This window comes from Massilia sp. IC2-477 (assembly GCF_020707265.1).
Classification (GTDB): domain Bacteria; phylum Pseudomonadota; class Gammaproteobacteria; order Burkholderiales; family Burkholderiaceae_D; genus Telluria.
The window spans coordinates 296,219-308,110 of the sequence record NZ_JAJFEQ010000007.1 but is presented as its reverse complement, the minus strand read 5'-3'; the positions used below and the strand labels follow the sequence as shown (position 1 = coordinate 308,110).

Annotated in this window: 8 protein-coding genes; 7 read left to right on the top strand and 1 reads right to left on the bottom strand. The window is 65.5% G+C overall.

All coding sequences use genetic code 11. From position 1 onward, the window contains the following. Nucleotides 1-18: 18 nt before the first annotated feature. Together LK542_RS16585 and LK542_RS16580 are read left to right on the top strand one after the other, a co-directional pair. Nucleotides 19-1,530 carry a tryptophan halogenase family protein gene (locus LK542_RS16585; RefSeq protein WP_227812732.1) on the top strand — a complete coding sequence of 504 codons (1,512 nt, stop codon included), beginning with the start codon at nucleotides 19-21 and terminating at the stop codon, nucleotides 1,528-1,530. A gap of 163 nt (nucleotides 1,531-1,693) precedes the next feature. After that, nucleotides 1,694-3,484, top strand: a complete 1,791-nt coding sequence (locus tag LK542_RS16580; protein WP_227812731.1) for a DEAD/DEAH box helicase — start codon at nucleotides 1,694-1,696, stop codon at nucleotides 3,482-3,484. 194 nt (nucleotides 3,485-3,678) lie between these two features. Here the strand turns inward: LK542_RS16580 and LK542_RS16575 are convergent, their stop codons facing one another. After that, on the bottom strand, nucleotides 3,679-4,554 hold the full coding sequence (locus LK542_RS16575; protein ID WP_227812730.1) for an alpha/beta hydrolase: 876 nt from the start codon (nucleotides 4,552-4,554) through the stop codon (nucleotides 3,679-3,681). Between the two features lie 209 nt (nucleotides 4,555-4,763). On the opposite strand from LK542_RS16575, the gene LK542_RS16570 reads away from it, so the two are divergent. The 5 genes from LK542_RS16570 to LK542_RS16550 all read left to right on the top strand — a co-directional run bounded on the left by LK542_RS16570 (nucleotide 4,764) and on the right by LK542_RS16550 (nucleotide 11,877). Continuing rightward, nucleotides 4,764-6,101, top strand: a complete 1,338-nt coding sequence (locus tag LK542_RS16570) for an MFS transporter (RefSeq protein WP_227812729.1) — start codon at nucleotides 4,764-4,766, stop codon at nucleotides 6,099-6,101. 94 nt (nucleotides 6,102-6,195) lie between these two features. Then, the gene (locus tag LK542_RS16565) at nucleotides 6,196-7,827 is read left to right on the top strand and encodes an alpha-D-glucose phosphate-specific phosphoglucomutase (RefSeq protein ID WP_227812728.1); all 1,632 of its coding nucleotides are present in this window, start codon (nucleotides 6,196-6,198) and stop codon (nucleotides 7,825-7,827) included. A 28-nt stretch (nucleotides 7,828-7,855) separates the two neighbouring features. Continuing rightward, nucleotides 7,856-9,517 (top strand): alpha-amylase family glycosyl hydrolase, encoded by a 1,662-nt coding sequence (locus tag LK542_RS16560; RefSeq protein WP_227812727.1) that lies wholly within the window; start codon nucleotides 7,856-7,858, stop codon nucleotides 9,515-9,517. A 77-nt stretch (nucleotides 9,518-9,594) separates the two neighbouring features. Further along, the gene (locus tag LK542_RS16555; RefSeq protein ID WP_227812726.1) at nucleotides 9,595-10,788 is read left to right on the top strand and encodes a PAS domain-containing sensor histidine kinase; all 1,194 of its coding nucleotides are present in this window, start codon (nucleotides 9,595-9,597) and stop codon (nucleotides 10,786-10,788) included. Nucleotides 10,789-10,860: 72 nt separating this feature from the next. Continuing rightward, the gene (locus LK542_RS16550; RefSeq protein WP_374040151.1) at nucleotides 10,861-11,877 is read left to right on the top strand and encodes an alpha/beta fold hydrolase; all 1,017 of its coding nucleotides are present in this window, start codon (nucleotides 10,861-10,863) and stop codon (nucleotides 11,875-11,877) included. Nucleotides 11,878-11,892: the final 15 nt, after the last annotated feature.

Sequence of the window (11,892 nt, the reverse complement as noted above, 5' to 3'; positions counted from 1 at the left end):
CGTATCCAGGAAATCTCCATGCACAACGAAGCACTCAAGGACATCGTCATCGTCGGCGGCGGCACCGCCGGCTGGATGACCGCGGCGGCGCTGTCCACCATGCTCAATGGCCGCTACAACATCCGCCTGGTCGAGTCGGACGAGATCGGCATCGTCGGCGTCGGCGAAGCGACCATCCCGATGATCCAGCGCTTCAACCGCGTGCTCGGCATCGACGAGCACGAGTTCATGCGCGAGACCCAGGGCAGCTTCAAGCTGGGTATCGAGTTCGTCAACTGGGGCAGGGTGGGTGAGCGCTACATGCACGGCTTCGGCCGCCTGGGCCAGGACCTGGCGACCGTGCCCTTCGACCAGTACTGGCAGAAGATGCGCCTGGCGGGCAAGGCCGCGCCGCTGGAGGAGTATTCGATCACGCGTATGGCGGCCAAGGCCGGCAAGTTCATGCCGCCGCGCTTCGACGTGCAGAATTCGCCGCTGCGCGACATCAACTACGCCTACCACTTCGACGCCAGCCTGTATGCAAAGTACCTGCGCAAACTGGCCGAAAGCCGTGGGGTAGTCCGTATCGAAGGTAGAATCACCCGCGTCACCCAGCGCGAGCCTGACGGTCACGTCGACGCGGTGGAACTGGAAAACGGCAGTCGCGTCGAGGGCGAGCTGTTCATCGACTGCTCGGGCTTCCGCGGCCTGCTGATCGAGCAGACCCTGCAAACCGGCTACGAGGACTGGACCCATTGGCTGCCGGCCGACCGCGCGCTGGCCGTGCCCTGCGAATCGGCGCCGGCGATCACACCCTACACCCGCGCTACCGCGCACAAGTCGGGCTGGCAGTGGCGCATCCCGCTGCAGCACCGCACCGGCAACGGCCACGTGTACTGCAGCCGCTTCATCAGCGACGACGAAGCCGCCGCCACGCTGCTGGCCAACCTGGACGGCAAGGCCTTGGCCGAGCCGCGCCTGATCAAGTTCCAGACCGGCATGCGCAAGCTGGCCTGGAACCGCAACGTGGTGGCCCTGGGCCTGGCCAGCGGCTTCCTGGAGCCGCTGGAGTCGACCAGCATCCACCTGATCCAGTCCGGCATCCAGCGCCTGATCGACTTCTTCCCTGATCGCGGCTGGAGCGAGATCGACCGCGACGAATACAACCGCCAGTCGCGCTTCGACTACGAGCGCATCCGCGACTTCATCGTGCTGCACTACCACCTGAACCAGCGCACCGATTCGCCATACTGGCAGGAGTGCGCGCACATGGCGATTCCGGAGACGCTGCAGCGCAAGATGGACATGTACCGCACCCATGGGCGCGTGGTCCGGGTCGACAACGAGCTGTTCTCGGAAGTCGGCTGGATCCAGGTGTTCGAAGGGCAGAACATGCCGATCGAGGGTTACCACCCGCTGGCCGATACGCAGTCCGAGGAGGACATCGCCGAGTACCTGGCCAGCGTGCGCGAGGTGATCGCCAAGTGCGTCGAGGTCATGCCTTCGCATAATGACTATATCGCGAAGATGTGCGCTGCAAAGAAGATGTAGCGCGCGAACCTGTATCATTGCGGCCCCATGCGCGGCAGCGCCTGGGGCCGTTTTCTTTTGGGGCTTGCCGTACAGCTACAAGCCGCCCCGTTCCAAATAGTGCCCGCCGTCCTCCTGCAAGGGAGTAAACTGGCGCCTTAGTATTAATTTTGAAAGCTTTACCATGTCCGACACCCCCCTCCCGACGTTTGCCGATCTCGACATCTCCGCCCCCGTACTCAAGGCGTTGAAGGAAGTCGGCTACGAAACGCCGTCGCCGATCCAGGCCGCGACCATTCCGCTGCTGCTGGCCAACCGCGACGTGCTCGGGCAGGCCCAGACCGGCACCGGCAAGACCGCCGCCTTTGCGCTGCCGATCCTGTCGCGCATCGACATCAAGCAGGCCACGCCGCAGGCGCTGGTGCTGGCGCCGACGCGCGAACTGGCGATCCAGGTGGCCGAAGCCTTCCAGAGCTACGCCGCCCACATCAAGGGCTTCCACGTGCTGCCGATCTATGGCGGCCAGAGCTACGGCCCGCAACTGTCGGCGCTGCGCCGCGGCGTGCACGTGGTGGTGGCCACCCCTGGCCGCGTGATCGACCACATCGAAAAGGGTTCGCTCGACCTCTCGCAGCTGAAGACCCTGGTGCTGGACGAAGCGGACGAGATGCTGCGCATGGGCTTCATCGACGACGTCGAGCACATCCTGCAGCAGACCCCGCCGGAGCGCCAGACCACGCTGTTCTCGGCCACCATGCCGCCGGCGATCAAGCGCATCGCCAAGACCTACCTGCGCGACCCGGCCGAAGTGACCGTGGCGGCCAAGACCGGCACCGCCGAGAACATCACCCAGCGCTACTGGCTGGTGGCCGGCGTGCAGAAGCTCGATGCGCTGACCCGCATCCTGGAAGCCGAAGCGTTCGACGGCATGATCATCTTCGCGCGCACCAAGCTCGGCACCGAAGAGCTGGCAACCAAGCTGCAGGCGCGCGGCTTCGCGGCCACCGCGATCAATGGCGACATGACCCAGCAGGCGCGCGAGCGCACCATCGAGCAGCTCAAGAACGGCAAGATCGACATCCTGGTCGCAACCGACGTCGCCGCGCGCGGCCTGGACGTGGAACGCATCAGCCACGTGATCAACTACGACGTGCCGTCGGACCCGGAAAGCTACACCCACCGCATCGGCCGTACCGGCCGCGCGGGCCGCAGCGGCGACGCGATCCTGTTCATCACCCCGCGTGAGCGCGGCCTGCTGAAAGCCATCGAGCGCGCGACCCGCCAGCCGGTGGCGCCGCTGCAGCTGCCGACCGTGAAGGCGGTGAACGAAGTGCGGATCGCCAGGTTCAAGGAGCAGATCGCGGCTACCCTGGCAGAGGGCGGCCTGGAAGTCTTCCGTTCGCTGGTCGAGGAATACGAGCGCGAACAGAACGTGCCGGCGGTGGACATCGCCGCGGCGCTGGCCAAGCTGGCGCGCGGCGACCAGCCGCTGCTGCTGGAAAAGCCGGATCGTGAAGCGAAGCCCGAATTCGCCCCGCGCGAGCAGGGAACGTGGGAAGATCGACCGGCCCGTCCGCAACGTGAAGCGCGCGAGCCGGCCTTCAAGAAGGAGCGTGTAATGCGCGCGCCGGAACCGGGCATGGCGACCTTCCGCATCGAGGTCGGCCACCAGCACGGCGTCAAGCCGGGCAACATCGTCGGCGCGATCGCCAACGAAGCCGACATGCCGGCCAAGTACATGGGCCGCATCGAGATCTACGACGACTACAGCACCATCGACCTGCCGGACGACATGACGCCTGAGCTGATCGACCACCTGAAGACGGTGTGGGTGGCGGGGCAGCAGCTGAACATGACGCGTGATGGGGTGGAAGAACCGATCATCACGGCGCCGAAGAAGAAGTCGTTCGCGAAGGCGGGCGCCGATCGGCGCGTGGCGGAGAAGAGTTTCAAGAAGCCGCACCGTAAAGGCTAATTACGGCCACTGTCCGTTGAACCGTCATGCGCGCCACTGGCGCCCATGACTCCCGGCGAAGGCCGGGATCCAAGTTTGTACGTGTGGAGGTGCAATCAATCTTGACCGCTATGCACCTGAAATTGGGTTCCGGCCTTCGCCGGAACGACGGGCTAACTGTTTCAATTGAGGATTGGGGCTGATCAGCCGATACTTCACTTGCTACTGGCGACCTTCGCATTTTCCGGCGCAAACATCCACAACAGCGCCTCACGCAATTCCCCCGCCCAGAACGCCTCGTTGTGCTCCGCCTCCGGCACGATCTTGAGCACCGTGTTGGCCGCCGGATGCCCGGTCTGCTTCACCGTCTCGGCCATGCGCTTGACGTCCGCGTTCATCTGCGGCCCTTCCTTCCCGCCCATCAGCAGGAACACGCGCGCATCCTTCGGCGCGGGTTTGGCGGTGACGAAGTCGAACACGGACTGCCCAGCCGTCCAGTATGCCGGCGAGAACACGCCGGCCTTGCTGAACACGTCCGGATACTGCACCAGGGCGTAGTGCGAGGCCAGGCCGCCCATCGAGCTGCCCATGATCGCGGTATGCGCGCGGTCGGGCAGGGTGCGGTACTGCCTGTCGATCATCGGCTTGACCGTCTTCACGATGAAGTCCGTGTAAGCGCGGCCTTCGCCCTTGCCGATCCGTTCGTTGTCCCAGGCGTTCAGTTCGGTCATGCGCTTTTCCTGGCCGTTGTCGATGCCGACCACGATCAGTTCCAGCTTGCCCTCCTTCGCCAGCGCGTCGAGGGTCTCGTCCACTTTCCACTCGCCCGCATAGGCGGTCGCGTTGTCGAACAGGTTCTGGCCGTCGTGCATGTACAGCACCGGGTAGCGCTTGCCTGAGGTGGCATAGCCGGGCGGCAGGTAGAGGCGCAGCTGGCGCTTGCGCTCCAGGCCCGGCATCTCGACCGGGCTGCCGAGCAGGCTCACGCCGGGCAGGGCGGTCGACACTTTTGGCGCGTCCGCGGCTGTCGCGGGCACGCTCAGGGTAGCAACGAACAGGAGTGGAGCAAGGGTGGAGCGAAGCGAAGGCATGGCAAGTCTCCTGAGTCATATTTATGTTGTTTGACTACAGAGTCGGGTTGTCCAGTCCGCTCTGTTGTGGCGATTCTACTATGACAGCTCTTCGATTGACACTCGCATATCGAAATGTTATTTTGCTACAGCTTCTGCCAGGTTAGCTTCATTCGGGCTGCCTGCATCACACGAGAGCCCGCCAGGTCCGGGCCACATTGGGGACACACATGGATATGCAAAGCGGCGTGCTCAAGCCACGCCTGTCGTTCTGGCAGCTCTGGAACATGAGCTTCGGCTTTTTCGGCATCCAGTTCGGCTTCGCTCTGCAGAACGCCAACACCAGCCGCATCTTCTCGACGCTGGGCGCCAACCCCGACGACCTGGCCCTGTTCTGGCTCGCTGCGCCTGTCACCGGCCTGCTGGTGCAGCCCGTGATCGGCTACCTGAGCGACAACACCTGGCACCCGAAATGGGGCCGCCGCCGTCCCTTCTTCTTCATCGGCGCCGTGCTGGCTGCGATCGCCCTGTTCCTGATGCCGAATTCCGCGGCGCTGTGGATGGCGGTGGCCGTGCTGTGGCTGATGGATGCGGCCATCAACGTGTCGATGGAGCCGTTCCGCGCCTTCGTCGGCGACAAGCTGGACGCCTCGCAGCAGACCGCCGGCTACGCCATGCAGACCTTCTTCATCGGCTGCGGCGCCGTGATCGCCTCGCTCCTGCCCTGGTTCTTCGAAACCATGGGCGTGTCCAACGCGGCGGTGGGCGGCACCATTCCCGACACCGTGCGCTATTCGTTCTACGCCGGCGGTGCGATCTTCTTCCTGGCCGTGCTGTGGACCGTGCTCACCGCGGACGAACTGCCCCCTGCCGACCTCGATGCCTTCCACGCCGAGCGCAAGCGCTCGCGCAGCGTGGGCGTGGCCCTGAAGGAAATCGTCGGCGGCTTCGCCCACATGCCGAAGACCATGGTGCAACTGGCTTTTGTCCAGTTCTTCACCTGGATTGCGCTGTTCGCGATGTGGATCTACACCGGCTCGGCGATCGCCGACAACGTCTATGGCACCACCGACGCCCAGTCCACGGCCTTCCAGGACGCCGGCAGCTTCGTCGGCATCATGTTCGCGGTGTACAGCGGCGTGTCGGCCCTGGCGGCCTTCATCCTGCCGGTGTTCGCGCGCGCCACCAGCCGCAAGACCGTGCACGCCACCTGCCTGGCCATCGGCGGCCTGAGCCTGGCTTCCATCGTCCTGATCACCGACCGCAACATGCTGATGCTGCCGATGATCGGCGTTGGCCTGGCCTGGGCCTCGATCCTGACCATGCCGTACGCCATCCTGGCGGGCTCGCTGCCGGCCAAGCGCATGGGTTACTTCATGGGCCTGTTCAACTTCTTCGTCGTGATCCCGCAGATCTGCAGCGGCCTGCTGCTGGGCGGCGTGACCAAGCACTTCTTCGGCGGCCACACCGTCATGACGGTGGCGCTGGGCGGCGGCGCGATGCTGCTGGCGGCCGTGCTGACCCTGTTCGTCACCGACCGTGCAGCGCCGGTCAAGGCAGCCGTCTAAACCCTCGCGCGCCAATGATTTCGCGCCTGTCGTATCGTAACGTTTTATCAACATTGTCCAATGTTGCACCACGTTATTACGACAGGAGCGAAGCATGACCATCCAGACCGTCCCGACCACGCCGTTCGCCGGACAGCGGCCCGGCACCTCGGGCCTGCGCAAGAAAGTCACCGAATTCCAGCAGCCGGGCTACCTCGAGAATTTCGTCGAAGCGATCTTCCTCACCCTGGGTGAAGGCGAAGGCCGCACCCTGGTCGTCGGCGGCGACGGCCGCTACTTCAACCGCGAAGCGATCCAGACCATCCTGCGCATGGCCGCCGCCCACGGCGTGGCGCGCTGCCTGGTGGGCCGCGGCGGCATCCTGTCCACGCCGGCGGTGAGCTGCGTGATCCGCAAGCACGCCGCTTTCGGCGGCATCGTGCTCTCGGCCAGCCACAACCCGGGCGGTCCGGACGGCGACTTCGGCATCAAGTACAACATCGGCAACGGCGGTCCCGCCCCGGAGAAAATCACCGAAGCGATCTTCGCCAATACCCAGGCACTGGCGTCCTACCGCATCAGCGATGGCGCCCCGGTCGACCTCGACCAGGTCGGCAAGACCAGCATCGAGAACATGGTGGTCGAGATCATCGATCCGGTCGCCGACTACGCCGAACTGATGGCGCGCCTGTTCGACTTCAATGCCATCCGCGCCCTGTTCACAGGCGGCTTCCGGATGCGCTTCGACGCCATGCATGCGGTCTCGGGCCCGTACGCGAAAGCGATCATCGAAGGCACGCTGGGCGCGCCTGCCGGCACGGTGGTCAACTGCGATCCGCTGGAGGATTTCGGCGGCGGCCATCCGGACCCGAACCCGGTCAATGCCGCCGACCTGATCGCCCACATGAACGGCCTGGACGCGCCGGACTTTGGCGCCGCCTCCGACGGCGACGCCGACCGCAACATGATCGTCGGGCGCAAGCTGGCGGTGACGCCTTCCGACAGCCTGGCCATCATCGCCGCCAACGCCACCGTCGCGCCGGGCTACGCCGGCGGCATTACCGGCATCGCGCGCTCGATGCCGACGTCCCAGGCGGCCGACCGCGTCGCGGCAAGCCTCGGCATTACCTGCTTCGAGACCCCGACCGGCTGGAAGTACTTCGGCAACCTGATGGACGCCAACCTCGCCACCCTGTGCGGCGAAGAGAGCTACGGCACCGGCTCCCATCACATCCGCGAGAAGGACGGCCTGTGGGCCGTGCTGTTCTGGCTGAACCTGATCGCCGCACGCGGCAAGTCCGTGAACGAGATCGTGCGCGAGCACTGGGCCCGTTTCGGCCGCAACTATTATTCCCGCCACGACTACGAAGCCGTCGACACCGCCGCCGCGGACGCATTGATGGCCGCGCTGCGTGCGAAACTTCCGGACCTGGCCGGCCAGACCCTGGGAAGCTTCCGCGTATCGGAGGCCGACGACTTCTGCTACAACGATCCGGTCGACGGCTCGGTGGCGACGCGCCAGGGCATCCGCATCATCATGACGGACGGCTCGCGCATCGTCTTCCGCCTGTCCGGCACCGGCACTGAAGGCGCCACCATCCGCCTCTACCTCGAACGCTACGAAGCCGACCCGGCGCGCCACGACATCGACACCCAGCAGGCGCTGCTTGAGCTGATCGCCATCGCCGACAGCGTGGCGGAACTGCGCCAGCGCACCGGCCGGGAGAGCCCGACCGTGATCACCTAGACCATCCACCCACCACACAGGAAACCGCATGAAACTACCCGTCCTTGCCGCCTCCATGCTGCTCGCCTTCAGCACTGCCACCCAGGCTGCTGCCCAGGCCAGCAAGCCTTTCGTCTGGGAGAACGCCACCGTCTACTTCCTGCTGACGGACCGCTTCAACAATGGCGACAAGGCGAACGACCACGCATTCGGCCGCAAGGATGACGCGGCCAAGCTGCGCGGTTTCATGGGCGGCGACCTGGCCGGCATCACGGCCAAGATCAAGGAAGGCTACTTCAAGGACCTGGGCGTGAACGCCATCTGGCTCACGCCCCCGGTCGAGCAGATCCACGCGCCGACCGACGAAGGCACCGGCAAGACCTACGGCTTCCACGGCTACTGGGCGCGCGACTTCACCGCGGTGGATGCGAATCTCGGCACCGAGCAGGACTTCCGCAACTTCGTGGAGACGGCGCACGCCAACGGCATCCGCGTGCTGCTCGACGTGGTGATGAACCATACCGGCCCGGTCACGCCGACCGACCCGGTATGGCCGGCCGACTGGGTGCGCACCAAGCCGAAGTGCACCTACAAGGACGCGCCGACCACGGTCGACTGCACCCTGGTCGACAACCTGCCGGACATCCTTACCAATAGCAACGCCAACGTGGCCCTGCCGCCGGCCTTGGTGGCGAAGTGGAAGAAGGAAGGGCGCTACGAGCGCGAGGTGAAGGAACTGGACGCCTTCTTCAAGCGCACCGGCTACCCGCGCGCGCCGCGCTTCTACCTGGTCAAGTGGCATGCCGACTGGGTGCGCAAGTATGGCGTGGACGGCTTCCGCGCCGACACCGTCAAGCACACCGAGCCGGGCGTGTGGAAGGAACTCAAGCAGGAGGCCAGCCTGGCCTACGAAGAATGGAAGCGCGCCAATCCGGCCAAGCGTCTGGGCAACCAGCCCTTCTTCATGGTCTCGGAAGTTTACGGCTACTCCATCAACCACGGCCGCAGCTACGACATGGGCAACAATGTCACGGTCGACTGGCTCGCCAACGGCTTCGACAGCATGATCAACTTCAGCATGAAGTCGGACGCGGCCCAGGGCTACGAAAAGCTGTTCTCGGAGTATTCGAAGGCGCTGCAGGGCCCGATGAAGGGCTATTCGGTGCTCAACTACATCAGCTCGCACGACGACGGCAGCCCCTACGACCCGGCGCGCCAGCGTCCGCTGGAAGCGGCCAACAAGCTGCTGCTGGCGCCTGGCGCGGCCCAGATCTACTACGGCGACGAGAGCGCACGCCTGCTCAACATCGAAGGCGCGGAAGGCGACGCCAAGCTGCGTTCCTTCATGAACTGGGACGAGCTGGCCGCCAACACGCAGCGCGGCATCCACCGCGTGGGCGACGTGCGCGAGCACTGGGCCAAGCTGGGACGCTTCCGTGCGGCCCATCCGGCGGTGGGAGCGGGCGTGCACCAGATGCTGGCGTCCAGTCCCTACACCTTCAAGCGCACCTGGCAGAGCGGCGGCGTGAGCGACCGCGTGGTGGTCGCCCTCGACCTGCCGAACGACAAGGCGGTGCCGATTTCGGTGGCCGGCGTGTTCAACGATGGCCAGACCGTGCGCGACTGGTACACCGGCAAGACGGCGGTGGTGAATGGCGGCAAGGTTCAATTCGGTACGGCAGCGCCGGTGGCGCTGATCGCCCAGGACTGAGCGCACACGAATCCTGTCGTGCGCGCCTCCTCGCCCGATACAATTGGGGTTCCGAGATTATCGAACTGAACGTCGACATGACCGACACCGGATCCCTGTACTGGAAACGCGAGGACGCCGAGGCCCTGCACGTCCTCCTGCTCGAGAAGACCCGCCAGTACGGCATCATGTTCTACGATGCCGAACTGCGCATCACGGGCTGGAACTCGGGCGCCGAATTCATCACCGGCTGGACCGCACCCGAGGTGCTGGGCCAGCCGACCGCCATGTTGTTCGTTCCCGAAGACCGCGAACGCAGGCTCCACGAGCACGAGGCGAGCACCGCGGCCCTGGTCGGCGTCGGCGAGGACGAGCGCTGGCACATGCGGCGCGACGGTTCCTGGTTCTGGTCGAGCGGCGTCAGCCTGCCGCTGCACCGCGAGGGCGGGCGGGTGACGGGTTACGTCAAGATCTTCCGCGACGCCACCCACCTGCGCGTGCGCACGCGCTATCTCGAGAACGAGCTGAAGGCGTCCAGCGAACGCGAAGCCGAGCGCGACGTGTTCCTCGGCACCATCGCGCACGAGATGCGCAATCCGCTGTCGCCATTGAAAACGGCGGTCCAGCTGATGCGCATGCAGGCGCGCGACGCCGCCGCCATGGACCGCCCGCTGCAGGTCATGGAGCGCCAGCTCGGCCTGCTGGAACGCCTGGTCGAAGACCTGGTCGACGTCGCCCGCGTCAATTCCGGCAAGATGAGCATCAGTTACGAGCGGGTCGAATACCAGGCCCTGCTGAACGATGCGGTCGACAGCTGCGCGACGGCGGCCCAGTTCAAGGGCATCGCCATCCACCGCAGTTTCCCGCCGCTGCCGATCGACATCGAGGTGGACGCGCGCCGCCTCCAGCAGGTGTTCGTCAACCTGCTCAACAACGCGGTCAAGTTCACACCCCAGGGCGGCGAGGTCTGGCTCACCGCCACCGTCGACCAGACCCATTTCATCTGCTACATGAAGGACAGCGGCAAGGGCATCGAGCCGGACATGCTGCCGAAGATTTTCGACGTGTTCACCCAGGCCGAGGGCGGCCGTGCCGACCGGACGGCCGGGCTCGGGATCGGCCTCGCCCTGGTCAAGGAAATCGTCTCGCTGCATCAGGGTACGGTCGAGGTACGCAGCGAAGGAGCGGGCAAGGGCGCCGAGTTCACGGTCCGCATTCCGCTGCGCAGGCCGGACGCGGACCAGGGCCGGCGCGAGCGCCCCGAGCAGCCCGAACAACCCGGGAATCCTTGAGGGCCGGGCGTCCGCTGCGGCGGCGCCGTTTCGGCTAGACTGGCTGCTTCGCCAACCCAGCATTTGCCGACCATGCCCCTCATGACACGCCTCTCCCGCACGCTGCTGTGCGCAGCGCTTGCCTTCGCTTCTTCCGTTCCCGTGCAGGCCGCCGACGAGCCGGCCTACGGCGCGGAACTGGAAGGCTTCGCGTACCCCTATCCGGTGCAGCGCTTTGCCTTCACGTCGCAGGGCGTCAAGCTGCAGATGGCCTACATGGACGTCAAGCCGGCCAAGCCGAACGGCCGCACCGTCGTGCTCATGCACGGCAAGAACTTTTGCGGGGCGACCTGGGAAGGCACGATCAAGGAATTGAGCGCGGCCGGCTACCGCGTGGTGGCGCCCGACCAGGTGGGCTTCTGCAAGTCGACCAAGCCCCAGCACTACCAGTACAGCTTCCAGCAGCTGGCCGCCAACACGCGCGCGCTGCTCGAGGCCATCGGCGTGAAGGAGGCGATCGTCATGGGCCACTCGACCGGCGGCATGCTGGCGGTGCGCTACGGCCTGCTGTATCCGGAACTGTCCCAGCAGCTGGTGCTGGTCAACCCGATCGGCCTGGAAGACTGGAAGGCGCTGGGCGTGCCCTCGCTGGGCGTGGACAAGTGGTACGAGCGCGAGCTGCAGACTACCGCGGAGCGCATCCGCAACTACGAGAGATCGACCTATTACGTGAACACCTGGAAGCCGGAATACGAGCCCTGGGTGCAGATGCTGGCGGGGATGTACCGCGGGCCGGGCAAGCAGCTCGTGGCCTGGAATTCGGCGCTCCTGTACGACATGATCTACACGCAGCCGGTGGTGTACGAATTCCCCTTGCTCAAAATGCCGGTGCTCCTGATGATCGGCCTGAAGGACACCACGGCGATCGGCAAGGACGCAGCGCCGGAAGCGCTGCGCCCGAAGCTGGGCAACTATCCGGAACTGGCCAAACGCACTGCGCAAAGCATCCCGAAGGCGACCCTGGTCAGCTTCCCGGAGATGGGCCATGCGCCGCAGATGCAGGATCCGGCACAGTTCCACCGCGCGTTGCTGAAAGGTCTGGTGCGGTAGGGTGGGCGGGTCTCC

Coding starts and splice junctions, on each gene's coding strand:
- LK542_RS16585 (WP_227812732.1), top strand. CDS start 19: ATGCACAACGAAGCACTCAAGGACATCGTCATCGTCGGCGGCGGCACC.
- LK542_RS16580 (WP_227812731.1), top strand. CDS start 1,694: ATGTCCGACACCCCCCTCCCGACGTTTGCCGATCTCGACATCTCCGCC.
- LK542_RS16575 (WP_227812730.1), bottom strand. CDS start 4,554: ATGCCTTCGCTTCGCTCCACCCTTGCTCCACTCCTGTTCGTTGCTACC.
- LK542_RS16570 (WP_227812729.1), top strand. CDS start 4,764: ATGGATATGCAAAGCGGCGTGCTCAAGCCACGCCTGTCGTTCTGGCAG.
- LK542_RS16565 (WP_227812728.1), top strand. CDS start 6,196: ATGACCATCCAGACCGTCCCGACCACGCCGTTCGCCGGACAGCGGCCC.
- LK542_RS16560 (WP_227812727.1), top strand. CDS start 7,856: ATGAAACTACCCGTCCTTGCCGCCTCCATGCTGCTCGCCTTCAGCACT.
- LK542_RS16555 (WP_227812726.1), top strand. CDS start 9,595: ATGACCGACACCGGATCCCTGTACTGGAAACGCGAGGACGCCGAGGCC.
- LK542_RS16550 (WP_374040151.1), top strand. CDS start 10,861: ATGCCCCTCATGACACGCCTCTCCCGCACGCTGCTGTGCGCAGCGCTT.